We start from the raw sequence: 25340 nt of genomic DNA, 5'->3' as shown, positions 1-25340 counted from the left end.
ATAAGATGTTTGCATGAAAGGCGGAAACAGAAGCCACGGGCGGATTTGCCATTGCTATCGGTAATGTCAGCAAGTCCAACTCGATTAGAAGTACGGTATTGGATCCGAACTCAACCATTGACGATAAATCTGACAGCAGCCTTTTGTTGGGTAATAGTGCGACCATTACAAAAAGTGCAAATTCGGTTGCATTCGGTCTGCTCTTTAAAATCGAAAATTCACAAAATGCCGTTGCGTTTGGTCGAAGCACAAATGCAACAAATGCCAATAGAGGGGTGCAATCGGTTCAACGTCGACGGTTTTATCTGAAAACGGCGTTGCAGCAGGTGCGTTCTCCGAAGTAAAAAACTCGGAAAGTGCCGTCGTATTGGGTAAAAGTGCCAATGTAAAAAGATGCTGACAATGTGATGGCATTGGGTACTGATGCCACTGTTTCGGCTGAAAACGCCGTAGCGGTGGTAACGGTGCCAATACCGGTGGCAAAAATACCGTTGCTGTCGGTGCAAGCTCAAGAGCAACCAAAGAAAGCGGTGGCATTGCCATCGGTTTATCCGCCCGTACAAAGGCGATTTTGCTAACGCAATCGGTTACAAATCACGTGCAGGCGGCGAACACGCAAGTGCTTTCGGCACAGGCAGCACCGCTACCGCAGAAGGCGGATCAGCGTTGGGTTCACATTCCAAAACCTCGGTTGCCGGTAATGTTTGGGGGTACGATCTGCTGAAAAGTGCGGCTCAAACCCAAGATGATTTGATCGGCGGCAATAACGTTACTGCTGATGATGCTGCCGTTCAAGAATTGGTAACGTTGAAAGCCGGCAGCAGCGAAGTGGCAACGGAAAACAACTTTAAAACCGTCTTCAACAAGTTTTATGAGTTTAAAGACGGCTTGAAAACCGAATCCGATACAACGGATACCGACAAAACCATCGTTATCCTCGGTAAAGACGACCTGAAAAATAATCCTGATTTTAAAGGGGATAAGGGCGATAAATGCGACGAGGGTGCAGACGGCAAGTCGGCGTTCGAAATTTGGAGAGAACTGCAGGGCAATACCGGCAAAACCGAAGCCGATTTTGCTGCTGCATTGAAGGGTGAAAAAAGGTGATAAGGGCGATAAAGGTGAATCCGGTCAGGACGGTTCACCCGGAAAATCGGTTAAGGTGGCTTCAGACGGCAGAGGCAACATCCGTGTCGAAGAGAAGGCAGACCATATCGAAATTTCGCTGAATCCGAAACTTGGCAATCTTGAGACAGGTTGTGCGTTTCGGGAACGGTCAAAGCGGTTTCCTTATTTGCATGAATGGCGATGTCCCAAACGTTCATTTCCGTAAAGGTTTTGGCTGTTCCTTTTTCTTCCTCGTATTTTCCGGCGATCAGCCGCAAACTTCCTGCACCTTCGGGAATCGCCGCAACGGGAATGGCGGCTTTGGCAAGGTGTAGGTAGCGGGGCGGAGTGTTCTTGTATCGGTGGGCAGATTGACCCCAAGCTGCACCATTTTAAAAAGCCCGCCTGTTTTGTTGAAGCATTCGGAATGGAATTCTTCATGGATGATGCCCGAATCGGCAGTCATCCATTGCACACCGCCTCAGCCGCTTGAGTCGCGGTGTGCGGCTTCGCCGCGATAGGCGATGGTTACGGTTTTAAAATCTTTGTGGGGGGGAGACACCTCGGGGGGCGGTTCGGATTGGGTGCAAGTTCATAAGGTACGACATAGTCGAGCATTAAAAACGGATTCGTTCCCCTGTCGTCGCCCATGTGGGAAAACAGAGACCGGACAGGGAAGCCGTCGCCTACCCGGTGTTGCCTGTCGTTACGGTAGGTTTGTCTGACATTTTTCATGATGTATTCCTTTTTTAGTGTTATGCCTCTTGAACGCTTTTTCAGACGGCATTTGAAGTGTTATTATGGGGTATACATGGGGCGTGCGGTATGCGGATGCCTGCCGTAAACGGCAATCCGTTTCGGAAGGCTAAACCGGCAAAGCAGGGATGTATTCTGTCTTTTTGTTTATAATGCGACAGAATTTGGACGAACCGTCGGGAATTTATCATGATGAAAAAGATACTGGCAGTATCGGCACTATGCCTGATGACTGCGGCGGCACGGGCTGCCGATACTTACGGCTATCTCGCCGTTTGGCAGAATCCGCAGGATGCAAACGATGTTTTGCAGGTTAAAACCACAAAAGAAGATTCGACGAAAAGCGAAGCGTTTGCCGAGTTGGAGGCCTTTTGCAAAGGTCAAGACACGCTTGCGGGCATTGCCGAAGACGAGCCGACCGGATGCCGCTCTGTCGTATCCTTGAGCAATACCTGTGTTGCGTTGGCATATCCGAAAGCAGAAGGTGCGCTGCGTGCCGACAACGCCGTCGTGATTACTTCTCCGCGTTTTACGAGCGTTCATCAGGTCGCACTCAACCAGTGCATCAAAAAATACGGCGTTCAGGGGCAATGTGCTTTGGAAACAGTGTATTGCACGTCTTCTGCTTATTACGGCGGGACTGTGCGCTCTTTGATTCAAAATCTCAAATAAAACGGAAAATGCCGTCTGAAAGATGTTCAGACGGCATTTCCATATCAGCGGTCAGGATTCTTTTGAATCAGGCAGCAGGCTGTTCAACACAATGGCAAGTACGGCGCACAAGCCCACGCCGGCAAAGCTGAAGCTGCCCAGTTTGAGTGTCATACCGCCGATACCCGTGGTCAGTACCGAGCTGACGATGACCAGGTTTTTCGGCAGCATCAAATCGACTTTGGCATCAATCAGGGTTTTGATGCCCAAAGAAGCAATCGTGCCGAACAGCAGCAGCATAATGCCGCCCATCACGGGCATCGGGATGGAGGCCAAAAACGCATTGAATTTGCCGAAAAACGCCATGCAGACGGCAAAAACCGCCGCCCAAGTCATGATGACGGGGTTGCTGTTTTTGGTAATCATCACCGCACCCGTTACTTCGCCGTAGGTTGTAACCGGCGGGCCGCCGATCAGACCGGCAAGGCACACGCCCAAGCCGTCGCCCGCAAGGGTTTTGTCCAAGCCGGGGTCTTTCGTATAGTCTTTACCCGTCACATTGCCGATTGCCATAATGCCGCCGATGTGTTCGATGGCGGGGGCGACGGCAACGGGCAGCATAAACAGTGCCGCCTGCCAGTTGACTTGCGGCGTTTCAAAATGGGGAACGGCGAACCAGGGTGCGTGTGCAATGCTTGCCGTGTCCACCAGTCCCATTAGCAGTGCCAAAACATAACCCGAAGCGACACCGATCAAGATGGGGATCAGCTTCATCATCCTGCTGCCGAAAACCGATACGATGGCGGTAACGGCAAAGGTAAAGCCGGAAAGAATCAGCGAATCGGTATAGTCGATGACCTGTTTGCCGTCCGCCTGACCCATTGCCATGCTGCTTGCCGCCACGGCAACAGACAGGCCGATAACCATGATGACGGGACCGATGACGACCGGCGGCAGCAGTTTGTGTACCGCCGCCAGTCCGCGCCAACGGATCAGCGCGGCAAACACAAAATACATAAAGCCGGCGGCAAACAGTCCGAACATGGTGGAAGGCAGCCCCCATTCGCCGACGGAGTAGATAATCGGCGCGATAAAGGCAAACGAAGAGCCGAGAAAAATCGGCACTTTGCGTTTGGTTGTGATTTGGAACAGCAGCGTTCCCAAGCCTGCGCCCAAAAGCGCAAGAGCCGGATTCAGACCGGTCAGCAGGGGAACCAGCACCATTGCGCCGAATGCCACAAATAAAATCTGCGCACCGGAAACGGCAAGTTTCAGTTGGTTCATACCATTTTCTTTCAGTCGGTTCAAACGGCACGGATTATACTGGTTTGCCGAGGGTCTGCGTAAAAATACATACGTCGGGCAAAGATATGCCGTCTGAAAGGCAACGTCTGTCTGTTGCAGGATGAAAGCAGGAGAAATGGAGTATAATCCGACACTTTCCATATTCAATCCGCAAGCCGTCCCGACCCTTATTTCAGACGGCATTTTCCGGTAATACGGCATGACAGAAAAATCCCATAAAAAAACAGCAAAAGGCAGGGCGGGAAGCCCGTCCCCAACGTCCGCGCGCAACAAGAAAGCCGACAACGGCGCGCGGGGCAATAAAGTTTCCGAGCGGCTCAAGGCGGTCAAAGAGCTGCAGAAAACCGAAGCCAAAAAGGCGCGTCCCGAACATGTCGTCAACCTGATTGCCGACGCACTGTGGCTGATGGGTTTGGCGGCAACCCTGTATCTGGCGATTTCCCTGATCAGTTTCGATATGGGCGATCCGTCTTGGTCGCACAGTTCGCCGCTTGCCGGAGATGCCGCCAATTGGGGCGGACTGTTCGGCGCGTATATTGCCGATGTCGGCTATTATCTTTTCGGCTGGTCGTTCTGGTGGTGGATAGCGGCTGCCTGCGTCGTGCTGTATAAAAATTTCCGTCTGCACGCAAAACAGACGGAAAACGAGGCATACAACCACAAAATCGCTGCCGCCGCGCTGTTTGTCCTGACGGTCTTCAGCCCCGTCTTGGAGTATTTTGTGCTGGCCGGAAAATATGCCGACTCCCTGCCTGTCGGAGCAGGCGGTATGGTCGGCATACGTGTCGGCGCAGTGTTTGCGTGGCTGCTGGGGAAATCGGGCAGCCTGCTGATTATCCTGGTTGTTCTGCTGTTGTCGTTGTCCCTGCTGGTGCAGATTTCATGGCTGGAATTTTTGAACGGTACGGGCAGGGCGGTTCAAAACCGTCTGAGTGCCTTATCCGGCAAGGTCATGGCTTTGGGAAAACGCCGGCCGAATACCAAAACAGACGGTGTCGATACCCAAAACACACGGCGCATGGTGAAAGAAGCCAAAAACATCACCGCCAAACCTGTTATTCCCCTCGAAGGCAGCAGCAGCAACCGAAAATCCGTCGCGGTTTCCGTTGCGCCGCCGCCTAAAATCCAACCTTTGCTGTTTGAAGACAATGAAGTACAGCAGAACGGCGAATACCACAAGCCTGCATTGAACCTGTTGCGGATTCCCGACAGCGAGCCGGTCAGCATCAATCCCGCCGAATTGGAAAATACAGCCGAACTGATCGAATCCAAACTGGCAGAATTCGGCATCGGTGTACAAGTCGTATCCGCCACATCCGGCCCCGTCATCACGCGCTACGAAATCGAACCCGCGCAAGGTGTCAAAGGCAGCCAAATTGTCGCCTTGTCGAAAGATTTGGCTCGCTCGATGTCGCTGCAATCCGTGCGTATCGTCGAAACCATCGCCGGGAAAAACACGATGGGCATCGAGTTGCCCAACGACAAACGCCAAGACGTGATGTTGAGCGAAATCTTGTCCTCGCCCGTGTTTGCCGAAGCCAAATCCAAGCTGACCGTCGCGCTGGGCAAAGACATCGCCGGTATGCCCGTCGTTGGCGACTTGGCGAAAATGCCGCACCTTTTGGTTGCCGGTATGACCGGTTCGGGCAAGTCCGTCGGCGTGAACGGCATGATTATGTCTATGCTTTTCAAAGCTACGCCCGAGGAAGTCCGCTTTATCATGATCGACCCGAAAATGCTTGAGTTGAGTATTTACGACGGCATTCCGCACCTGCTCTGTCCCGTCGTTACCGATATGCGCGAAGCAGGGCAGGCGTTGAACTGGTGCGTCGCCGAAATGGAAAAACGCTACCGCCTGCTCTCCCATGCGGGTGTACGCAACTTGGAAGGCTTCAACCAAAAAGTCGAACAAGCCAAAACGGCAGGAAAGCCGCTGCTCAATCCGTTCAGCCTGACCCCCGACGAACCCGAACCTCTGGAAAAACTGCCGATGATTGTAGTCGTTATCGACGAGTTGGCAGACCTGATGATGACCGAACGCAAAGCCGTCGAGCAACAAATCGCCCGCCTCGCCCAAAAAGCGCGCGCCGCCGGCATACATATGATTGTCGCCACCCAACGTCCCAGTGTCGATGTCGTTACCGGCCTGATTAAAGCCAACATCCCGACCCGTATGGCGTTTACCGTGCAAAGCAAAATCGACAGCCGAACCATCCTCGATCAAATAGGCGCGGACGAACTGCTGAAATACGGCGACTCCCTGTTCCTGCAACCGGGCAGTGCCGAACCGACCCGCCTGCAAGGTGCGTTCGTTTCCGATGATGAAGTCCACCGCGTCGTCGCTTTCGTCAAGGAGCAGGCACCGGCAAATTATGTAGAAGGGCTGCTTACAGGCGAAGCGGCACAGGAAACGGCAAATATCGTCAGCCCCAATGCAGACAGCGACGAATTGTTCGATCAGGCAGTCGCCTATGTTTTGGAAAGCAAAAAAACCTCCATTTCGTCTTTGCAGCGGCAGTTGCGTATCGGCTATAACCGCGCGGCAAACCTGATGGAGGCACTGGAAAATGCAGGTATCGTTTCTCCCTCCGACCTCAACGGCAGCCGTAAAATTTTGGCGCACAAGAACCATTTATAGCCCGTATCGCAAAATGCCGTCTGAACGGCGGAATTGGCGTTTCAGACGGCATATTATGTTTCAGACGGCATATTATGTTTCAGGCGGAACATTGTGATATACTTGCCAGCTAAAATTTTCCCTTTGCGGCAATGCGGTTCAAATATCCGTACCGTTGCGCTGTTTGCTTCCCCATGCAGGGAAGAAGGTTTATCATTTTATCAACACAACAAATTTAAGGGCTTATGATGAGCGTAACTGTTGAAACTTTAGAAAATCTAGAACGCAAAGTAGTGTTGTCCCTGCCTTGGTCCGAAATCAACGCAGAAACCGATAAAAAACTGAAACAAACCCAACGCCGTGCAAAAATCGACGGTTTCCGTCCGGGTAAAGCACCTTTAAAAATGATTGCCCAAATGTACGGTGCAAGCGCGCAAAACGATGTCATCAACGAAATGGTACAACGCTACTTCTACGATGTTGCCGTTGCCCAAGAATTGAAAGTTGCAGGCTTCCCCCGTTTTGAAGGCGTTGAAGAACAAGACGATAAAGATTCTTTCAAAGTTGCCGCCATTTTTGAAGTGTTCCCCGAAGTCGTTATCGGCGATTTGTCTGCACAAGAAGTTGAAAAAGTAACCGCTTCCGTCGGTGATGCTGAAGTAGACCAAACCGTAGAAATCCTACGTAAACAACGCACCCGCTTTAACCATGTCGAACGCGAAGCCCGAAACGGCGACCGCGTCATCATCGACTTCGAAGGCAAAATCGACGGCGAACCTTTTGCCGGCGGAGCATCCAAAAACTACGCCTTCGTATTGGGCGCAGGTCAAATGTTGCCCGAATTTGAAGCCGGCGTAGTCGGCATGAAGGCAGGCGAGGGCAAAGACGTTACCGTCAATTTCCCTGAAGACTACCATGGTAAAGACGTTGCCGGTAAAACTGCCGTGTTCACCATTACGCTGAACAACGTTTCCGAAGCGACTCTGCCTGAAGTCGATGCAGATTTTGCAAAAGCCTTGGGCATCGCTGACGGCGACGTTGCCAAAATGCGTGAAGAAGTGAAGAAAAACGTAAGCCGCGAAGTGGAACGCCGCGTAAACGAACAAACCAAAGAATCCGTAATGAACGCGCTGATTAAAGCCGTAGAGTTGAAAGTTCCGGTTGCTTTGGTCAATGAAGAAGCCGCCCGTTTGGCAAACGAAATGAAACAAAATTTCGTTAACCAAGGTATGGTCGATGCCGCGAACTTGGATCTGCCTTTGGATATGTTCAAAGAACAAGCCGAACGCCGCGTATCTTTGGGTCTGATTTTGGCCAAACTGGTTGACGAAAACAAACTGGAACCGACTGAAGAGCAAATCAAGGCCGTTGTCGCCAACTTCGCAGAAAGCTACGAAGATCCTCAAGAAGTAATCGACTGGTACTACGCAGAGCCTTCCCGCCTGCAAGCCCCGACTTCTTTGGCAGTAGAAAGCAACGTCGTTGATTTCGTTTTGGGCAAAGCTAAAGTAACCGAAAAAGCTTTGTCTTTTGACGAAGTGATGGGTGCACAAGCCTAATCATCTTCAAAAGGTCGTCTGAAACAGACAACTTGAAAGCACCAAAGCACCCCTTTGGTGCTTTCGCAACATTGACAGGAGACAAAAATGTCCTTCGATTTCAATAATTACCTCGTTCCTACCGTTATCGAACAAAGCGGCCGCGGCGAGCGTGCATTTGATATTTACTCGCGCCTTTTGAAAGAGCGCATCGTATTTTTGGTCGGTCCGGTAACCGACGAGTCCGCCAATTTGGTGGTTGCCCAGCTGTTGTTTTTGGAAAGTGAAAATCCGGACAAAGATATTTTCTTCTACATCAATTCCCCCGGCGGCTCGGTAACGGCAGGCATGTCGATTTACGACACCATGAATTTCATCAAGCCCAACGTCTCCACTTTGTGCTTGGGACAAGCGGCAAGCATGGGCGCATTCCTGCTCTCGGCAGGCGAAAAAGGCAAACGTTTCGCCCTGCCCAACAGCCGAATTATGATTCACCAGCCTTTAATCAGCGGCGGCTTGGGCGGTCAGGCATCCGACATTGAAATTCACGCACGCGAACTGTTGAAAATCAAAGAAAAACTCAACCGCCTGATGGCGAAACACTGCGACCGCGATTTGGCAGATTTGGAGCGCGACACCGACCGTGATAATTTCATGTCTGCCGAAGAGGCAAAAGAATATGGTTTGATTGACCAAGTTTTGGAAAACCGCGCTTCTTTGCAGCTTTAAACCTTGTGAAGTAGACAAATGCCGTCTGAAAACAGTTCAGACGGCATTTGTCTTATAGGGGCTGTATCGGGATGATTTTGTTCTGGTTGCGTTTGAAGCCGTTTTCGCCGTAGTTGGTTTTGACATACTCTTCAACAATAGCCAGAAATTCCGTTGCAATGTTGTCGCCTTTCAGCGTTACTTTACGTTCACCATCTACATAAACCGGCGCGACGGGTGTTTCCCCCGTACCGGGCAGGCTGATGCCGATGTCGGCCAATTTGCTTTCTCCGGGGCCGTTGACGACACAGCCCATCACGGCGACATTCAAGGATTCCACACCGGGATAAGCAGTGCGCCATACGGTCATTTTTTGGCGCAGGTAGTTTTGCACATCTTGAGCCAGTTCTTGAAAAACGGTACTGGTGGTGCGTCCGCATCCCGGGCAGGCGGTAACCATCGGCGTAAACGAACGCAAACCCATAGTCTGTAAAATCTCTTGCCCGACGACGACCTCCTGAGTACGCGGGCTGCCCGGCTCTGGAGTGAGTGAAATGCGGATGGTGTCGCCGATTCCTTCTTGAAGCAAGACGGATAATGCCGCTGTTGATGCGACAATACCTTTGCTGCCCATACCGGCTTCGGTCAAACCCAAATGCAGCGGATAGGCGCAACGGCTGCCCAGTTCGCGGTAAACCTGAATCAGGTCTTGAACCGCGCTGACTTTGCACGACAGGATAATTTTGTCTTCGGGCAGTCCCAATAGAACGGCTTTTTCGGCAGATTCCAAAGCGGAGACAATCAGTGCTTCCTTCATCACTTCTTCGGGCGGTTTCGGCGCGGAAGAAGCGAGGTTGGCATCCATCATGCGTTTGGCGAGGCTCTGATCCAAAGAACCCCAGTTTACGCCGATGCGGACGGCTTTATCGTTTTCGGCAGCAGTCCGAATCATAAAGGCAAATTTTTCATCGCCTTTTACGCCTTTGCCGACATTGCCGGGATTGATGCGGTATTTGGACAGGGCTTTTGCACACTCGGGAAATTCCGCCAACAGGCGTTCGCCGTTGAAATGGAAATCGCCAATCAGTGGTGTGGCATAGCCCATATCGTCCAAGCGGAGGCGGATTTCGGCAACTTTGGACGCGGCTTCGGGGCTGTTGACGGTGATCCGCACCATTTCCGAGCCGGCATCGCTCAATTCCTTAATCTGCAATGCGGTGGCTTTTGCATCGGCAGTGTCGGTGTTGGTCATAGATTGGATAACGACGGGTGCTTCTGAACCGACGGTAATATGATCGATGCGGACTTGATGCGTCCTGCGGCGTTGGAGTGTGTTCATATGGTTTGAATCTGTTTATTGACCGGTGAGGACGGTTTGCAATTCTTCCGAGTAGGGGAAATTTGCCTGCAATTGTGCTTCATATTCGTATGCCGCCTGCGCGTTGCCGAGGGCTTTGGCAATTTTCCAGCCAAGCAGCAAATCATCGGCCTGAAGGACTTCTACCCTGCTTTGGTATTTTTTAAAGTAGTAATCGGCATTGCCCAACTGCCCGGCCAGCATTTTGGTGCGCGCCAGTTCTTTAAATGCGGGGGGGAACTGCGGCTGCGAGGCGAGCGAGCGTTCCAAATAGGCTTCCGCCAATCCGAATTGCCCCTGTTTGGCACTGCATATTCCTTTATTCAGGTTGGCAATATAAGGGGTCGGGTAGGTGGGGTCGGCTAGGGCTTTGTCGAAATATGCCATAGATTCGGCAGGGCGGTTGAGCCTGCCGCACAGGAACCAGCCGTAGTTGTTGTTGATTTCGGCACTGTCGGGTTTGATGGAGAGGGCTTGCCGGAAACTTTCCTGCGCCTTGTCGTTAACTTTCAGGTATTGATAGATTTCGGCACGAACCAGCCAGGCAAGTTCGTTTTTAGGGTCAGATTTCAAGGCATCTTCAATACTTGCCGTTGCCTGACGGTAGTCCTGACCGCGCATATATTCCATTGCCAACTGGGTTTTGATATTGGAAACCTGATTGGCTTTTTCTGCCCGCGAGGGGCGGTAGGAAGTGCTGCACGCGCCCAAGGCAAGGACAAGCAATAAAGAGATTCGTTTGGATGGCTTAAAAGGCATAATTACCCCTGTTGTCCGATTAAAATCTGCTGCCATTTTTGTTGGCGGCGCGTTTTATCCTGAACCTGCCCCGCCAACTGTCCGCAGGCGGCATCGATGTCGTCGCCGCGCGTTTTTCGTACGGTAACGACAAATCCTGCCTGCTGCAAAATATCGCGGAACACACGGATGTTCTCATTGCTGGAGCGTTCGTATCCGGAGTTTGGGAAGGGATTGAACGGAATCAGATTGAACTTGCAGGGAACATCTTTGACCAGTTCGATCAGTTCGCGCGCATGTTGTGCCTTATCGTTTATTCCGTCCAACATGACGTATTCGAAAGTGATGAAATCCCTGGGTGCTTTGACCAGATAGCGTTGGCAGGCCGCCATCAGTTCTTTCAAGGGATATTTTTTGTTCAACGGTACGATTTGGTTGCGGACTTCGTCATTGGAAGCATGGAGGGAAACCGCCAAAGCCACCGGCATGACATCGCGCAACCTGTCCATTTGGGGAACCATACCCGAAGTGGAAACCGTTACGCGGCGGCGGCTCAAACCGTAGCCGTGGTCGTCCAGCATGATGCTCAAGGCGGTAACGACATTGTCGAAGTTCGCCATCGGCTCGCCCATACCCATCATCACTACATTGGAAATTACGCGTTCGTTTTTCGGTGTAACGCCCATCGCTTTGTTTGCCCACCACAATTGCCCGATAATTTCGGCAGCGGTCAAATTGCGGTTGAAGCCCTGCCGGCCGGTCGAGCAAAATGTACATTCCAAAGCGCAGCCGACTTGCGAGGAAATGCAGAGCGTGCCGCGATCCGATTCGGGGATGAAGACGGTTTCCACGCCGTTGCCTGTCCCGACATCCAAAAGCCATTTTCTAGTGCCGTCTGAAGATTCTTGAGACATCATCAGCTTGGGAATTTCGATGCTTGCCTGTTCGTTCAGTTTATGGCGCAGGGATTTTGCCAAATCGGTCATTTCGTCAAAATTTTGCGCGCCGGATTGGTGCATCCAACGCATAACCTGTTTGGCACGGAAAGGTTTTTCGCCCATATCGGCAAAATGTCGGGTCAGCCCTTGGAGGTCGTAGTTGAGCAGGTTGGTTTTCATGTGTTTGTGTTTTTCTTAAATTAAGGCTTCAAATAAAAAATTGCAGGGCAGGCAAGTTTGATTTGAAGCCTTTTGCAACAGGGTTTTCAGACGGCATGGATATATTTTATGCCGTCTGAAGAGGAGTTGGGCGGTGTATTGTATCAACGGGGGCAGATTTCGGTTTGGCTGAAAAAGTAGGCAATTTCCAAAGCGGCATTTTCCACGCTGTCGGAACCGTGTACGGCATTGATACTGACCGATGTGGCAAAGTCCGCGCGTATCGTGCCTTCGGCGGCCTCGGCGGGATTGGTTGCCCCCATCAGTTCGCGGTTTTTCAGGACGGCGTTTTCGCCTTCCAGTACTTGAATCATAACCGGGCCGCCGGTCATAAACTCAACCAATCCGGCATAGAAGGGGCGGTCTTTGTGAACCGCATAAAATTCTTGCGCCTCTTTGAGGGTAAGCTGCTTCATTTTGGCGGCAACGATTTTCAGACCGTTCTCCTCAAAGCGGCTGTATATTTTGCCGATAACGTTTTTGCCGACGGCATCGGGTTTGATGATGGAGATGGTGCGTTCAATCGCCATGCTATATCCTTATTTTTACTTAAGAAGAATCAAATCGGTATTCTACCAAAAAAATAACTTATCCGCCTGAAGCCTTGGGAGATAGGGTCAGGTGCGGCTGTTTCAAATAAACTTCGGACTGCATTTCGACCATCCGGCTGGCGGTGCGGGTAAATTCTTCGGCAAAATCGCCTTCCGTGTAGATATGGTTGACATCTACCGCGCCGGTGGCACACAGTTTGACTCGGAAATCGTAGAGCACGTCAATCAGCCAAGTCAGCCGCCGCGCCTCCGCCTTTTCTTGCGGTGAGAGTTGTTCCAAACCTGAAACAAAAACCATTTCATAATGTTCGGCCAAATACAGATAGTCGGACTGCGAGCGGGGGCCGAAGCACAGTGCGCGGAAATCAAACCATATGGCAAGGCCGGACTCGGCTTTGTGGGGAATTTCCCGGCCGTGGATGGTGCTGATGCCGGGGTTCAAATCGGTAATGCCTGTCATTTCTTTGAACAGTTTTGCCAGTTTTGCCTCATTTTCTTCATTGGCAGGCGTAAAGAAAATCTCGGCGGGGCGGAGGGTACGCAGCCGGTAGTCTTCCCCGCCGTCAACGTTTAAGACGGTCAGGCTGGATTCTATGAGCGCGATAGTGGGAAGAAAACTGCTCCGGTTTTGACCTTGGGGGTAGAGTTCGGAAGGCGCGTAGTTTGAAGTCGCCACCAAAACAACGCCCTCGTTAAGCAGGTTTTCCAGCAGACGGCCTAAAATCATTGCATCCGCAATATCACTGACATGAAATTCGTCAAAACACAATACGCGGGTTTCTTTGGCAATCTCGGCGGCAACGGATTTCAACGGGTTGCTTTCGCTTTTCAGGGCTTTCAGCCGCCGGTGGATTTCTGCCATAAAGGCATGAAAGTGGACGCGGCGTTTGCGGCGGTAAGGCAGACATCCGAAAAAAGCGTCCATCAGAAAGCTTTTGCCGCGTCCGACTCCGCCATAGAAATAAAGCCCTTTGGGGACTTGCGGGGAACGCAAACTCCTGCCCAAAAAACGGTTTCTTTTGCGTTTGAACATCATCAATTCGGTCCAAAGCCGATCGAGGTGTTCGATGGCGGCAGCCTGTGCGTCGTCGCGGATAAAGTTGGGCAGTTGTGAGGCGGCTTGATACCAGGTCAGCGGGCTGTGGTTTTCAAACGGCGGGGCTTTAAAAAGTTGGTCTCTATTACTCATATTTAACCTTGTTATACTTCTTGCGGCTAAGAAAGAAAATGCTTACCGTCGGTATTATAAATGATTTCCTTCAAACTTGGCGTTTTCAGTGGAAAAGAATAATGACGCGCACAAGGGGGTATAAGCAAAGGCGGCGTTTCAATATGGTGCAGATATGAGCCCAAATGCCTTTTATTTCAGGCTGCGTTTTAATATTGAAGGAGGACAAATGAAACAGATGGTGAATCGCGAAGCTGTTACGCTACCGTCAGCTTGGAGGAGGCGAAAACACAACAGGAACAGGTTGCTTATGCAAATTCGGCAACGAATAATGCGAAGCTTGGAAGTGAAGTAGGAAATACGGGCGATTTTAATGTTTGACCAATCAGGTTTTAAGCTCAAAAATGATACTGATCAAATCAAGGGCAGGGTTTGGTAATCCGTAGGGCCGGCTCCTTCAGGTTCAGACGGCATACGTTTATGCCGGCACTTCTTACCGCCCTCGTGCCGGCTATCCCAAACTGCTTTGAATACTGAACGCTCTTCGGTTTACTTCAAAAATGCGGCGTGATAAGCAATATGCTCGCCAATAAAACTGGCGATGAAGTAATAGCTGTGATCGTATCCTTTATGGAAGCGTACATCGACCGTTTGATTTGCCGCACGACAGGTTTTGATAAAATCTTCGGTACGCAATTGTATTGGCAAAAACTCATCTTCCAAGCCTTGATCGATACGCATACCTTGCACTTTATAGCCTTGTTGGATGAGTGAGTTCGCATCATATTGCTGCCATTTTTCGCGATCTTTTCCTAAATAAGCAGTAAAGGCTTTTTCTCCCCACGGTACGAGGCTTGGCGATAAAATAGGCGAAAAGGCAGAAACACTTTGATAATGTTCCCGATTCCGTAGTGCCAATACCAATGCGCCGTGTCCGCCCATCGAATGCCCCATAATGGAACGTTTGCCGTTGGTAGGAAAATGTTTCTCAATCAGACGGGGCAGCTCGTTCAAAATATAATCATACATTTGATAATTCGCCGCCCAAGGCTGCTCGGTCGCATTCAAATAAAAGCCCGCACCTTGCCCTAAATCGTAAGCAGCATCATTCGGCACTTGCTCTCCGCGAGGGCTGGTATCAGGCGCAACAACAATCACTTGATGTTCTGCCGCGTAACGCTGAAAGCCTGATTTGGTAATGAAATTTTGTTCCGTACACGTTAAGCCGGAAAGCCAATAAACCACACCAAGTGGTCGATTTTCTGGATTATTTGGCAAATAGACGGCAAATTTCATTTCGCATTGAAGCGTTTGGGCATGGTGTGCCCAAACTTGTTGCGAACCGTCAAAAATTTGATGTTGTTCAATCAGTTTCATCGCGTACCTTAGTAATGAATAACAGCGCGGATCGATTTACCTTTGTGCATTAACTCAAAGGCTTCATTAATTTGATCGAGTGTCATTGTGTGGGTTACAAACGGTTCTAATTCGATGTCGCCTTTCATTGAGTCTTCCACCATTTTCGGCAGTTCAGAGCGCCCTTTCACGCCGCCAAATGCCGTGCCTTTCCAAACACGGCCGGTTACCAACTGGAACGGACGCGTTGAAATTTCTTGTCCTGCACCCGCTACGCCGATAATAATGGATTGTCCCCAACCGCGGTGTGCGCTTTCTAATGCTTGACGCATTACATTTACATTGCCGATACATTCAAAGGTGTGGTCTATGCCCCATTTGTTGATGTCTAACAACACATCTTTGATCGGTTTATCGTAATCGTTCGGATTTAAACAATCCGTTGCACCAAACTGTTTTGCCAACTCGAATTTTGCAGGATTGGTATCAATGGCGATAATGCGGCCGGCTTTGGCTTGACGCGCACCTTGCACCACAGCCAAACCAATCGCCCCCAAGCCAAACACGGCCACAGAGTCGCCTTCTTGCACTTTTGCCGTGTTATGTACCGCACCAATACCCGTAGTAACGCCACAACCGAGTAAACATACATGTTCGTGGTTGGCTTCCGGGTTGATTTTCGCCAGTGAAACTTCGGCAACAACAGAATATTCGCTGAAAGTAGAACAGCCCATATAGTGATAGATTGGCTGACCTTGATAAGAAAAACGCGTCGTGCCGTCCGGCATTAAGCCTTTACCTTGCGTATCACGCACTGAAACGCATAAGTTGGTTTTACCCGAGCGGCAAAACTCACATTCGCCACATTCAGCGGTGTAAAGCGGAATAACGTGATCACCCGGTTTTACGCTTGACACACCTTCGCCCACAGCAACGACCACACCCGCACCTTCGTGTCCAAGTACCACAGGGAATACACCTTCAGGATCGCTTCCTGATAACGTAAATGCATCAGTATGGCACACACCAGTATGGGTATTGCGGATTAACACTTCGCCTTTGCGGGGCATTTCTACATCGATTTCCACAATTTGTAAGGGTTGGTTAGGGGCGAATGCCACCGCTGCACGCGATTTGATGGTTGAATCGGTTTGTTTCATTTCCACTGTCTTTCCTCTTAATTCATTGACAAAACAGCCTTGCCTGAGCAACATAGCAACAGTTTACACTTTAGAGTTCACTCTAAGGCAAGTATTTTTTACCGTTTTTTGTTTAGAGGGAGGGAAAATGACTTATACCACTGCCAAAGCTGCCGAAAAAATAGGCATCTCCGCCCACACTTTACGCTTTTACGACAAAGAAGGCTTGTTGCCTAATATCGGACGTGATGAATACGGTAACCGCTGTTTTACCGATAACGATTTGCAATGGTTGGGCTTATTGCAATGCTTGAAAAATACGGGAATGAGCTTAAAAGACATCAAACGCTTTGCGGAATGTACCGTCATTGGCGACGATACTATTGAAGAACGCCTTTCCTTGTTTGAAAATCAAATAGAAAATGTGAAGTGTCAAATTGCCGAATTAAAACGTTATTTAGATTTGCTTGAATACAAATTGGCGTTTTACCAAAAAGCGAAAGCATTAGGTTCGGTAAAAGCCGTAAATTTGCCTCAAATTCCTGAAACGGCTTAGTTTTAGTGCAACAAACAGGATTTTTGTCCTGTTCGTAATAGAAATCAACAATTTGTTGTTTAAAAAGCGGATTGTAAGCAATGGTAAAAAAATCCACGCTTTAATCCGTTGCTTGCCTGGCTCAAGGTATTGAAGCAGCGGATGAAGTTAAACCATAGAAAAAACGCCGCTTGGAAGCGGCGTTTTGGTGCTAAGGTTTAATTGGCATTTTCTTTTAAAGCCAAGTCGACCCGTTCGCGCAATTCTTTACCGGGCTTGAAGTGGGGTACATGTTTTTCAGGTACTTCCACACGCTCGCCGGTTTTGGGATTGCGACCGATGCGGGCAGGACGATGGTTCAAATCGAAGCTGCCGAAACCGCGAATTTCGATGCGTTGACCTCGGGCAAGCGATCGGGTCATGGTGTCAACCAGGACTTTTACGCTGTACTCTACGTCTTTTGCCTGAAGATGCGTGCCGTTTTTGGCGGCAAATACTTCTGCCAAGCGAGCCATTAACTCAGACTTTGTCATGTCTGCAACCTTATTCTTGCTCGCCGGAGAGTTTGGCTTTCAGCAGGTCGCCCAAGCTGGTGGTGCCGGCATTTGCAGTAGCGGCTGCGTTGACGGAGTTCAGTGCTTCGCGGCTTTCTTTGGCGTCTTTGGCTTTAACAGAAAGTTTGATGCTGCGGTTTTTGCGGTCAACAGTAACGATGACGGCTTCAACTTCGTCGCCTTCTTTCAGTTTGGTAGTCAGGTCTTCAACGCGGTCGGCGGCGAATTCGGAAGCAGGCAGGTAACCTTCAACTTCTTCAGACAGGGAAACTACTGCGCCTTTAGCGTCAACAGATTTTACAGAACCTTTAACCAGAGATCCTTTGTCGTTTACGCTGATGAAGTTGCCGAACGGATCGCCTTCCAGTTGTTTGATACCCAGGGAAATGCGTTCTTTTTCAACATCGATTGCCAATACAACGGCTTCAACTTCTTCGCCTTTTTTGTATTTGCGTACGGCTTCTTCTCCGGCTTCGGTCCAAGAGAGGTCAGACAAGTGAACCAGGCCGTCGATGCCGCCGGGCAGACCGACGAAGATACCGAAATCGGTAATGGATTTAACGGCACCAGAAATCTTGTCGCCTTTGTTGTGGTTGGCAGCAAACTCTTCCCAAGGATTCGCTTGGCATTGTTTCATGCCCAAAGAGATACGGCGGCGGCTTTCATCGATTTCGAGGATCATTACTTCGACTTCGTCGCCCAATTGTACAACTTTGCTCGGGTGTACGTTTTTGTTGGTCCAATCCATTTCGGAAACGTGTACCAAACCTTCAATGCCTTGTTCGATTTCAACGAATGCGCCGTAGTCGGTCAGGTTGGATACTTTACCGAACAGGCGGGTACCTTGCGGGTAACGACGGGTCAGGCCGCTCCAAGGATCTTCGCCCAGTTGTTTCATACCCAAGGAAACGCGTTGTTTTTCTTGGTCGAATTTCAATACTTTGGCTTCAACTTCCTGACCGACTTCCAAGACTTCGCTCGGGTGTTTTACGCGACGCCATGCCAGATCGGTGATGTGCAGCAGACCGTCGATACCGCCCAGGTCAACGAATGCGCCGTAGTCGGTGATGTTTTTGACGATGCCTTTGATGACGGAGCCTTCTTGCAGGTTTTCCAGCAGGGCTTTGCGTTCTTCACCCAAAGTGGCTTCCAGAACGGCGCGGCGGGAAACAACGACGTTGTTGCGTTTTTTGTCCAGTTTGATCACTTTGAATTCGATCTCTTTGCCTTCAAAGTGGGAAGTGTCTTTAACGGGACGTACGTCGACCAAAGAACCCGGCAGGAATGCGCGGATGCTGTTGATCATAACGGTCAGGCCGCCTTTGACTTTGCCGTTGATGATGCCGGACAGGATGTCGCCGTTTTCCATGGCTTCTTCCAAGGCAATCCAATCGGCTGCGCGTTTGGCTTTTTCGCGGGACAGTTTGGTTTCGCCGAAGCCGTTTTCGACGGATTCGATGGTAACGGTAACGAAGTCGCCGACTTTAACTTCAATTTCGCCTTGAGCGTTTTTGAATTCAGCTACATCGATCAGGGATTCTGATTTCAGACCTGCGTTTACGGTAACGAAGTTTTGGTCGATTGCCACTACTTCAGCGGTAATCACCTCACCCGGGTTCATTTCTTGCAGGGTAAAGCTTTCTTCCAACAGTTGGGCAAAATTTTCCATAGACATATATAACTCTTTTCGGTACACCGCCAAGGGGTGCGGGGTAGGTTGGTGGATGTCTGCCGTCCTTGGCAGGGCAGACGGGTCAATAAGGTTTCAGACGGCATCCGTGTGTTTTTATGCCGTCTGAAGCTGAACGTGGGCGATTATACCTGAAAATTTAAACTTTACGATACCAATCAAGCACTTTTTTTACAGTTTCTTCTATAGTCAGGAGGCTTGTGTCCAAAAGCAGGGCATCGGGCTGTTGTTTCAGGGGGGCAACCTTGCGGTTTAGGTCTGCCTTGTCTCTGGTCTCGATGTCGGACAGGATGCGCTCGAATGCCAAACCTTCGTAGGGGATGCCGATTTGTTTGGCGCGGCGTTCGGCCCTGATTTTGGATTCGGCTGTCAGAAAAATTTTGAGTTCGGCTTGGGGGAAGACGACCGATCCGGTGTCCCGTCCGTCGGCAACCAGTCCTTTTTCGGTCAGAAAATCGCGTTGGCGTTGCAGCAGGGCGGTGCGGACTTTGGGCCATTGCGCGACTGCGGATGCGCCCATACCGATGGCTTCTGTCCGGATGCCGTCTGAAACGTCTTCGCCATTGAGCAGGATGCGGCTGCCTGAAAATACGGCGGGCAGTTTTTCGGCAAGTGCGGAAACATTTTCTTCATCGTGCCATTCCACGCCTTGTTTTTGTGCATATAGGGCGGTCAGGCGGTAGAGCGCGCCGGTATCGAGATAATCGTATCCCAATGCGGCGGCAACGCGGGCGGCGACCGTACCTTTGCCCGATGCGCCGGGGCCGTCGATGGCGATGACTTTTTGTTTGTTCATAAGGGGGATTCCTGATGGTTTGGGGTATAGGTTTTGCCGTCTGAAGGGTGTGTTTCCCGTTGGGGCGGATTCTACCTGTTTTAAAGGACGATTGTCTAAGCAGACGGAACGCTGCCTGCCCGGAAAGCATCCGACAGAAGCCGGCAAGCCGGTTCGGATTCCGGCGTTGCGGGTATTGTGGCGGGCATCAAGACAATGCCGTCTGAAAGAGGTATGACCTTCAGACGGCATCGATTGCTGCGGATTAAAACAGGTTGCTGACGAAAATCAGCAAAATCACCAGCGGCACAAGGTATTTCACATAGGCAAACCAGATATTGACCGTCGTATGGTTGCCTTTATAAAGCAATTCTTCCTTCGCTTCGTCCTTCATCACGAAACCGACAAACAATGCAGAGCCGAGCGCGGTCAGCATAAACAAGATGTTGCCGCTGATGTAGTCAAAAGCGTCAAAAATATTTTTGCCAAATATGGAAACATCTTTCCACGGACCATAGCTCAGAATGGACGGAATATTGCCAAAGATGAAGATGGCGGACAATACAATCGTGATTGCGGCGGTACGGCGGATTTTGGTTTTTTCCTGAATGGTCGTAATCAACACTTCATAAATCGTCAGCGAAGTTGTCAACGCGGCAATCAGGAGCAGCGAGAAGAAAATCACGGCGAACACAGGTCCTGCCCACATATGTGAGAACACAATCGGCAAACTTTGGAACACCAAAGTCGGGCCGGAATCGGGGGCAACGCCGAAGCTGAAGAGCGACGGGAAAATCATAAAGCCCGCAAGTACGGCGATGATGGTATTGGTAATTGCCGTAATGACTGCGGTTTGCACCAGATTTTCGTTTTTATCCAAATAGCTGGACAAAGTAATCATTACGCCGAAACCCAAGCTTAAGGCGAAAAATACCTGCCCCAAAACGAAGACGAACAGTTCGGCGGTAATCTTGCTGAAATCAGGCTTCAGATAGAAAGTAATCCCTTCCATTGCACCAGGCAGGGTAACGTTGCGTACGACCATCGCGATTAGGAATAAAAACAGCAGCGGCATCAGGTATTTCGCCGCTTTTTCAATGCCGCCGATAACGCCTTTAACCAAAATCCATTGGTTCACAACGACAAACAAGAAAGTGTAGAACGCAATTTCCCAAGGGCTGTTTTCAATGTGTTCGGTAAAAAAGCTTTTCGTTATTTCGCCGCTGACAGGGCTGGAAATATTCAGATTTCCACTAATAATATTAACGATATAGCTGATGACCCAGCCTCCGAGCACCATGTAATAAGCCATGATGCCGAACGCGCCGAGCAACCCCATCCAGCCGACCAGTTTCCAAATTTTGGCAACGGGTTTGCCGTTCATCGAGCCGCCGAACGCATCCAGCGCGTTCACGCCTTTGCGCCGTCCGATGACGTTTTCCACCAAAATCATCGGGATGCCGATAACCAGCATCGCGATACAGAATAAAAACACATACGCGCCGCCGCCGTTTTCACCGACCAAATACGGGAAACGCCACGTCGCGCCGAAACCGACAGTCGCGCCGGCAACGGTAAGGATATAAGTCAAACGGCTGGACCAGGTTTGACGATTGGTGTTGGAAGACATATTGAAACCGTGTCCGATTGAGATAAAGCGGAAATTTTACACGTGATTCTTAACAGAAATTGACTGAATGTTTTCCAACTGTCTAGTGATTTTTCCTGAAAAAGGCATATATTTCAGTGAGTATTTCTGATAAGTATAAACCGATAAGGAAGAATCGAAGTTTATGAACAGATTAATTTGTTATTCTTCTGCATCGGTGTACGGAAGTGAAATTTTTTTGATTATATTAACGATAGTATTTTAATGGTGATGGAGGAATAGATGGCCAAACACATTACGGGGAAAACGTCTTACTCATAAGCCTGCTTGCACAGGCATTGCTCAGACAGGAGAATTATATCACAAACCGGCTGTTTTTGAGTTAATTTCGGTTAAATTATTCATTTTAAAGGTATGTATTTGAATATAAGGAAATAATGGATTTTTTCAGAATTTGGGGCATCCGATAAATTTCCATTCCCCAGGTTTGAGGTTTTCTGTTTCCAAATGTGCGAATTGCCGGCGGTGAAGGTGCTGCACGCGGTTGCCGGCGGCGGCGATCATGCGTTTGACTTGGTGGTATTTCCCCTCGGTAATGGTCAGCAGCAGGGTGGTCGGGTTTTCCAAAACGGCATCGGCGGCACAAACGGTTTCGTTTTCGTCGTGGAGCAGCACGCCGTTTTTCAAGGTTTCGCAGAGTGTTTCGCCTGTAGGGTGTTTGAGCGTTACTTCGTACAGTTTGGGAATTTTTCTGCTCGGCGAAGTCAGGTTGTGGTTCAATTTGCCGTCGTTGGTAATCAGCAATACGCCGGTCGTATCCGCATCCAGCCTGCCGACCGCCTGCATATCGATGTTCCGCATATTGTCGGGGAACAGGCTGAATACGCTGCGGTAGTGTTTCGGTTTGTGCGAAGTTTCGTAATCTTCAGGCTTGTTGAGCAGGATGTAGAAATAGGGTTTGGGAACGACGGTAACCGCTTCGCCGTCAATATCCAACGTTTCGACGGATGAGGAATCGATGTCTGCATCGGTGTCGTCCATGCAGGTTCCGTTGATGGAGACGTAGCCGCCCCTAATCAGCCATTGGCATTGTTTGCGGCTTCCTATGCCTTGATATTGCAGGTATTTGATGAGTTTCATGATGGTATGGGAAATGTGGGATGAAAAAGACAGGACTGAGAAAGTCCTGTCATGTGCCGTATCCGAATCAGCTTCCAATCAGTTTGACCCTCTGTCCCGGATTGATGGTGTTCAGGTTGGGATTGAGCCGGCGGATGTCGTCGATATGGATATTGAAGCGCGCGGCGATACTTTTGAAGGTGTCGCCTTTGCGTGCGGTGTAGGATACTTTTTCAATACGGGTTTGGGCGGGGGCTGCCTGCGCCAGGCGGAGTACCTGTCCTTTTTGGATGGTGTTGCCTTTGATGTTGTTGGCGACAATCAGGTCGGCTACGCTGACGTTGTAGCGTTTGGCAATGTTGAACAGGGTGTCGCCTTCTACAACACGGTGGATTCCGGTGCGGGCGGCGGGGTCTGTTCCGCTGTCGGCGGCTTTGGCTACGCGCGTTTCCAAACGGACGCCGCGTTTGCCGTCGGCGGCAACGGTATGTTGCAGAGATGCGGAAATTTTGTGTTCGGCAACTGTGTCAGGTGTGCCGATGACGGCTGAGATGGTTTCTTCAGCCTGACGGCGCAGGTTGTTTCGGGCAACAAGCTGCATGAGTTCGTCTGCCGCCTGCATGTCGTTTGGGGGGGCAATCTGCGCGAGTGTTGCGGTTTGGGTTTCAGACGGCATGGCGCTCTGTTTTTCGGTTTGAGGTTGCGCTGCGGCTGTTGCAAGGGCGGGTTCGGCAATGCGGACAAGGGGGTCGGGTTCCGTACGGACGGTTTCCTGCTGCAAAGGTGCGACGGTAATGTCCGCTGTCTGTGCGGCGGCGGATTGGATTCGGGCAATGCCGACGTTCACCGTGCCTGCCGGCATATTGGAGCGGTAGGTGTCGGGCGTATTGTCGATGTCGATGGAAACGACGGATTCCGATGCCGTCTGAAGGGTCTTGCCGTTCTTGGCGACAAGGATGCTGCGTCCTGCGTTGACAAGGTTGCCGTTCAGGTTGTTGAGGCGTTTGATGTCGGCAATGCTCATGCCGGTTGCCGTCGATATGTCGGACAGGCTGGTTTTGGCGGCAGGCGTATAGACTTCCCATGAAAACAGGCTGTCGGGCGCGGCGTTGAGGTAGTTGCTTTGGAAAGTTTGGACGGACGCGGCGGGAAGCAGCAGTTTACGTTTGTTTTTGGGGATGAACGCGGGGACGTTGAATGCCGGATTCAGGGCGAGCAGCTCGCTTTGCGTGATGCCGGCGAGCCGGGCGATGGCTTCGTTATCGATGGGGCGGTCAGGTTCGACTGCCTGAAAATAGGGTTTGTTGTTTATGTCGCTGATATTCATGCCGAAAGATTGGGGGGTGGCAATAATGTTGCGCACGGCGAGCAGCTTGGGGACATAGTTGCGCGTTTCGTTGGGCATACGCAGATTTTCGTAGGTCGGTTCGAGACCCTGTGCGCGGGCGCGGTTGATGGCGCGTCCGACGTTGCCTTCGCCCCAGTTGTAGGCGGCAAAGGCAAGAGACCAGTCGTCGAACAGTCCATAGAGGTATTGCAGATAGTTGAGTGCGGCATCGGTGGCGGCGTAAACGTCGTGTCTGCCGTCGTAAACCGGTGTTTTTTCCAAGCCGTAATGTCTGCCGGTAGCGGGCATAAACTGCCACAGGCCCGATGCGCCGACATGCGATTTGGCTTTGGTAACGAACGCGCTTTCGATGAAGGGAAGCAGGGCGGCTTCGGCGGGCATATTGCGTTTTTTGACTTCGTTGGCGATATGGTACATATAGGGCCGGCTCCGGTTGACGACCCTATCAAAATAGCTGCGGCTTGCGATGAATTTGCTTTCGTGGCGGCGCACCAGTTCGGGATTGACTTCGTCCATCCGGAAGCCTTGGCGCAGCTCGCCCCACAGGCTGCCCGATTGGAAATATTGTTTTGTCGGTGGCAGGTCGAGTATTGAAGAGTTTAAGCGCATAATCGCCAAACCGATTTGGTGTGAAGAGGTGTTTTGGGCGTACAGTGGGCCGGAACAGACGGAGAGGCCCGAGGCAGTCAGGACGATGGTTTTGAGTTTGGACATGATTTATATCGGCGGAATAAACATATTTTATCGTCCGATGGTACTGTTTGACTGAAAAAGCGTCAAGTTTTACAGGAACTTTATGCGGATTCGGAAATGGGCGGCCGATGTGTTTTTTGACAGAAACTCTGTTTGGAATAGAATATCGGTAGGCAATCTGTTTGAAACGGACGCAATATGGATGCATGGTTTGAAGATACGACGATGGGGCGGTATGTTGCAAAATTGGAACAGGACTTCTTCGGGCGGTATCTGGATTCATACCGTTTTTCGGGAATGTGTGCGGTTCAGGTGGGCGGCAGGTGGCTGATGCCGTCTGAAGATGTTGTCTGTGTGCCGCGAGATATGTCGATGTCGGCGGAAAATATGGCTTTGGCGGATGTTTCTGCGGATATGCTGCTTTTCCCCCATACGCTTGAAGGCGGTGTTCCTTCGCAAATCCTGTCCGATGTGTACCGGATATTGAAACCGTCCGGACGTTTGATGCTGACGGGTTTCAATCCGTATTCGCTCTGGGGATTCGGCCGTTGGTTTGACGGCGAACGCCTGCCGGAGAAACGGTTTTGTCTGCCGCTGTCCGGGTTGAAAAGGCAGCTTGCGGATGTCGGTTTCGATATTGAATTTGGGAAATTTATGGTGTATCTGCCGCCTGTTTCGTCGCTCGGGCAAATACGCTTTTGGCAGTTTATGGAAAAGGCGGGCGACCGTTGGTGGCCGCAGTGTGCCGCAGTGTACGGTTTGGTTTTGGTCAAAAGGGCGGCGGGCGTAACGCCCCTGCCCGCGTGGGACGGGTATTTGGGCGGCAAAGCCCTTGCGGCGGGTGCGGCAAGGGTTGCGGATTAAGGGAC

At 50.6% G+C, this 25340-nt stretch carries 24 protein-coding genes; 7 read left to right on the top strand and 17 right to left on the bottom strand.

Going from position 1 to position 25340, the window contains the following annotated elements; translation table 11 throughout:
* Positions 1-204: 204 nt before the first annotated feature.
* On the bottom strand, positions 205-543 hold the full coding sequence (locus tag DBY86_RS12880) for a hypothetical protein (protein ID WP_159068542.1): 339 nt from the start codon (positions 541-543) through the stop codon (positions 205-207).
* A gap of 123 nt (positions 544-666) precedes the next feature.
* Between DBY86_RS12880 and DBY86_RS03770 the strand changes: the two genes are divergently transcribed.
* Positions 667-1107, top strand: coding sequence for a hypothetical protein (locus DBY86_RS03770; protein WP_234403380.1), 441 nt, complete (start codon positions 667-669; stop codon positions 1105-1107).
* 50 nt (positions 1108-1157) lie between these two features.
* On the opposite strand, the gene DBY86_RS13595 is transcribed toward DBY86_RS03770, so the two are convergent.
* Together DBY86_RS13595 and DBY86_RS13590 are read right to left on the bottom strand one after the other, a co-directional pair.
* On the bottom strand, positions 1158-1385 hold the full coding sequence (locus tag DBY86_RS13595; protein WP_234403379.1) for a hypothetical protein: 228 nt from the start codon (positions 1383-1385) through the stop codon (positions 1158-1160).
* Complete coding sequence (locus DBY86_RS13590) at positions 1376-1573, bottom strand: hypothetical protein (protein ID WP_234403378.1); 198 nt, start codon at positions 1571-1573, stop codon at positions 1376-1378. The genes DBY86_RS13595 and DBY86_RS13590 overlap by 10 nt, the downstream gene beginning before the upstream one ends.
* A 479-nt stretch (positions 1574-2052) precedes the next feature.
* Between DBY86_RS13590 and DBY86_RS03760 the strand changes: the two genes are divergently transcribed.
* Complete coding sequence (locus tag DBY86_RS03760) at positions 2053-2535, top strand: DUF4189 domain-containing protein (RefSeq protein WP_107818974.1); 483 nt, start codon at positions 2053-2055, stop codon at positions 2533-2535.
* Positions 2536-2586: 51 nt separating this feature from the next.
* Here DBY86_RS03760 and DBY86_RS03755 read toward each other — a convergent pair whose 3' ends face one another.
* The gene (locus tag DBY86_RS03755; protein WP_107818973.1) at positions 2587-3798 is read right to left on the bottom strand and encodes a uracil-xanthine permease family protein; all 1212 of its coding nucleotides are present in this window, start codon (positions 3796-3798) and stop codon (positions 2587-2589) included.
* Positions 3799-4018: 220 nt separating this feature from the next.
* Between DBY86_RS03755 and DBY86_RS03750 the strand changes: the two genes are divergently transcribed.
* From DBY86_RS03750 to clpP, 3 genes are all read left to right on the top strand, one after another.
* Positions 4019-6457 (top strand): DNA translocase FtsK, encoded by a 2439-nt coding sequence (locus tag DBY86_RS03750; protein WP_107818972.1) that lies wholly within the window; start codon positions 4019-4021, stop codon positions 6455-6457.
* Positions 6458-6684: 227 nt separating this feature from the next.
* Entirely contained in the window at positions 6685-7995 is a 1311-nt protein-coding gene (tig, locus tag DBY86_RS03745; protein WP_199901037.1) for a trigger factor, read from the top strand.
* A gap of 87 nt (positions 7996-8082) precedes the next feature.
* Positions 8083-8703, top strand: a complete 621-nt coding sequence (gene clpP, locus DBY86_RS03740) for an ATP-dependent Clp endopeptidase proteolytic subunit ClpP (RefSeq protein ID WP_107818970.1) — start codon at positions 8083-8085, stop codon at positions 8701-8703.
* Positions 8704-8755: 52 nt separating this feature from the next.
* Here clpP and ispG read toward each other — a convergent pair whose 3' ends face one another.
* From ispG to DBY86_RS03705, 7 genes are all read right to left on the bottom strand, one after another.
* On the bottom strand, positions 8756-10021 hold the full coding sequence (gene ispG / locus DBY86_RS03735) for a flavodoxin-dependent (E)-4-hydroxy-3-methylbut-2-enyl-diphosphate synthase (RefSeq protein WP_107818969.1): 1266 nt from the start codon (positions 10019-10021) through the stop codon (positions 8756-8758).
* A gap of 15 nt (positions 10022-10036) precedes the next feature.
* Positions 10037-10798, bottom strand: a complete 762-nt coding sequence (gene pilW, locus DBY86_RS03730; protein WP_107818968.1) for a type IV pilus biogenesis/stability protein PilW — start codon at positions 10796-10798, stop codon at positions 10037-10039.
* A 2-nt stretch (positions 10799-10800) separates the two neighbouring features.
* Positions 10801-11895, bottom strand: a complete 1095-nt coding sequence (rlmN, locus tag DBY86_RS03725) for a dual-specificity RNA methyltransferase RlmN (protein ID WP_107818967.1) — start codon at positions 11893-11895, stop codon at positions 10801-10803.
* A 143-nt stretch (positions 11896-12038) separates the two neighbouring features.
* The gene (ndk, locus tag DBY86_RS03720) at positions 12039-12464 is read right to left on the bottom strand and encodes a nucleoside-diphosphate kinase (protein WP_014573969.1); all 426 of its coding nucleotides are present in this window, start codon (positions 12462-12464) and stop codon (positions 12039-12041) included.
* Positions 12465-12522: 58 nt separating this feature from the next.
* Complete coding sequence (gene zapE / locus DBY86_RS03715; protein ID WP_107818966.1) at positions 12523-13674, bottom strand: cell division protein ZapE; 1152 nt, start codon at positions 13672-13674, stop codon at positions 12523-12525.
* Positions 13675-14202: 528 nt separating this feature from the next.
* On the bottom strand, positions 14203-15030 hold the full coding sequence (gene fghA / locus DBY86_RS03710; protein WP_107818965.1) for an S-formylglutathione hydrolase: 828 nt from the start codon (positions 15028-15030) through the stop codon (positions 14203-14205).
* An 8-nt stretch (positions 15031-15038) separates the two neighbouring features.
* Positions 15039-16175 (bottom strand): S-(hydroxymethyl)glutathione dehydrogenase/class III alcohol dehydrogenase, encoded by a 1137-nt coding sequence (locus DBY86_RS03705; RefSeq protein ID WP_107818964.1) that lies wholly within the window; start codon positions 16173-16175, stop codon positions 15039-15041.
* A 121-nt stretch (positions 16176-16296) separates the two neighbouring features.
* Between DBY86_RS03705 and DBY86_RS03700 the strand changes: the two genes are divergently transcribed.
* Positions 16297-16704 (top strand): MerR family transcriptional regulator, encoded by a 408-nt coding sequence (locus DBY86_RS03700; protein ID WP_002213348.1) that lies wholly within the window; start codon positions 16297-16299, stop codon positions 16702-16704.
* 197 nt (positions 16705-16901) lie between these two features.
* Here DBY86_RS03700 and DBY86_RS03695 read toward each other — a convergent pair whose 3' ends face one another.
* The 6 genes from DBY86_RS03695 to DBY86_RS03670 form a co-directional block, all read right to left on the bottom strand.
* Positions 16902-17216 carry an integration host factor subunit beta gene (locus tag DBY86_RS03695; protein WP_107818963.1) on the bottom strand — a complete coding sequence of 105 codons (315 nt, stop codon included), beginning with the start codon at positions 17214-17216 and terminating at the stop codon, positions 16902-16904.
* Positions 17217-17226: 10 nt separating this feature from the next.
* On the bottom strand, positions 17227-18912 hold the full coding sequence (rpsA, locus tag DBY86_RS03690) for a 30S ribosomal protein S1 (RefSeq protein ID WP_107818962.1): 1686 nt from the start codon (positions 18910-18912) through the stop codon (positions 17227-17229).
* Positions 18913-19066: 154 nt separating this feature from the next.
* Positions 19067-19723: a (d)CMP kinase gene (gene cmk / locus DBY86_RS03685; protein WP_107818961.1), complete on the bottom strand. Its 657-nt coding sequence runs from the start codon at positions 19721-19723 to the stop codon at positions 19067-19069.
* A 244-nt stretch (positions 19724-19967) separates the two neighbouring features.
* Complete coding sequence (locus DBY86_RS03680; protein WP_107818960.1) at positions 19968-21332, bottom strand: sodium-dependent transporter; 1365 nt, start codon at positions 21330-21332, stop codon at positions 19968-19970.
* Positions 21333-21758: 426 nt separating this feature from the next.
* A complete protein-coding gene (locus DBY86_RS03675; protein WP_107819039.1) occupies positions 21759-22451 on the bottom strand; it encodes a 16S rRNA pseudouridine(516) synthase in 693 nt (230 codons plus the stop codon).
* Between the two features lie 67 nt (positions 22452-22518).
* Entirely contained in the window at positions 22519-24492 is a 1974-nt protein-coding gene (locus tag DBY86_RS03670; protein WP_107818959.1) for a LysM peptidoglycan-binding domain-containing protein, read from the bottom strand.
* A 177-nt stretch (positions 24493-24669) separates the two neighbouring features.
* Here DBY86_RS03670 and DBY86_RS03660 point away from each other — a divergent pair, with 177 nt between their 5' ends.
* Positions 24670-25335, top strand: a complete 666-nt coding sequence (locus tag DBY86_RS03660) for a class I SAM-dependent methyltransferase (protein ID WP_107818958.1) — start codon at positions 24670-24672, stop codon at positions 25333-25335.
* Positions 25336-25340: the final 5 nt, after the last annotated feature.

The organism is Neisseria bergeri (assembly GCA_003044455.1).
GTDB lineage: Bacteria > Pseudomonadota > Gammaproteobacteria > Burkholderiales > Neisseriaceae > Neisseria > Neisseria bergeri.
Note: the sequence above shows the minus strand (reverse complement) of the source record. Positions and strands in the feature narration are given on the sequence as shown.

Bases quoted from the DNA above. Each gene is read 5' to 3' on its own strand.
- DBY86_RS12880 (WP_159068542.1), bottom strand. From the start codon at position 543: ATGGCAATGCCACCGCTTTCTTTGGTTGCTCTTGAGCTTGCACCGACA.
- DBY86_RS13590 (WP_234403378.1), bottom strand. From the start codon at position 1,573: ATGACTGCCGATTCGGGCATCATCCATGAAGAATTCCATTCCGAATGC.
- DBY86_RS03760 (WP_107818974.1), top strand. From the start codon at position 2,053: ATGATGAAAAAGATACTGGCAGTATCGGCACTATGCCTGATGACTGCG.
- DBY86_RS03755 (WP_107818973.1), bottom strand. From the start codon at position 3,798: ATGAACCAACTGAAACTTGCCGTTTCCGGTGCGCAGATTTTATTTGTG.
- DBY86_RS03750 (WP_107818972.1), top strand. From the start codon at position 4,019: ATGACAGAAAAATCCCATAAAAAAACAGCAAAAGGCAGGGCGGGAAGC.
- tig (WP_199901037.1), top strand. From the start codon at position 6,685: ATGAGCGTAACTGTTGAAACTTTAGAAAATCTAGAACGCAAAGTAGTG.
- clpP (WP_107818970.1), top strand. From the start codon at position 8,083: ATGTCCTTCGATTTCAATAATTACCTCGTTCCTACCGTTATCGAACAA.
- ispG (WP_107818969.1), bottom strand. From the start codon at position 10,021: ATGAACACACTCCAACGCCGCAGGACGCATCAAGTCCGCATCGATCAT.
- pilW (WP_107818968.1), bottom strand. From the start codon at position 10,798: ATGCCTTTTAAGCCATCCAAACGAATCTCTTTATTGCTTGTCCTTGCC.
- rlmN (WP_107818967.1), bottom strand. From the start codon at position 11,895: ATGAAAACCAACCTGCTCAACTACGACCTCCAAGGGCTGACCCGACAT.
- ndk (WP_014573969.1), bottom strand. From the start codon at position 12,464: ATGGCGATTGAACGCACCATCTCCATCATCAAACCCGATGCCGTCGGC.
- zapE (WP_107818966.1), bottom strand. From the start codon at position 13,674: ATGAGTAATAGAGACCAACTTTTTAAAGCCCCGCCGTTTGAAAACCAC.
- fghA (WP_107818965.1), bottom strand. From the start codon at position 15,030: ATGAAACTGATTGAACAACATCAAATTTTTGACGGTTCGCAACAAGTT.
- DBY86_RS03700 (WP_002213348.1), top strand. From the start codon at position 16,297: ATGACTTATACCACTGCCAAAGCTGCCGAAAAAATAGGCATCTCCGCC.
- DBY86_RS03695 (WP_107818963.1), bottom strand. From the start codon at position 17,216: ATGACAAAGTCTGAGTTAATGGCTCGCTTGGCAGAAGTATTTGCCGCC.
- rpsA (WP_107818962.1), bottom strand. From the start codon at position 18,912: ATGTCTATGGAAAATTTTGCCCAACTGTTGGAAGAAAGCTTTACCCTG.
- cmk (WP_107818961.1), bottom strand. From the start codon at position 19,723: ATGAACAAACAAAAAGTCATCGCCATCGACGGCCCCGGCGCATCGGGC.
- DBY86_RS03680 (WP_107818960.1), bottom strand. From the start codon at position 21,332: ATGTCTTCCAACACCAATCGTCAAACCTGGTCCAGCCGTTTGACTTAT.
- DBY86_RS03675 (WP_107819039.1), bottom strand. From the start codon at position 22,451: ATGAAACTCATCAAATACCTGCAATATCAAGGCATAGGAAGCCGCAAA.
- DBY86_RS03670 (WP_107818959.1), bottom strand. From the start codon at position 24,492: ATGTCCAAACTCAAAACCATCGTCCTGACTGCCTCGGGCCTCTCCGTC.
- DBY86_RS03660 (WP_107818958.1), top strand. From the start codon at position 24,670: ATGGATGCATGGTTTGAAGATACGACGATGGGGCGGTATGTTGCAAAA.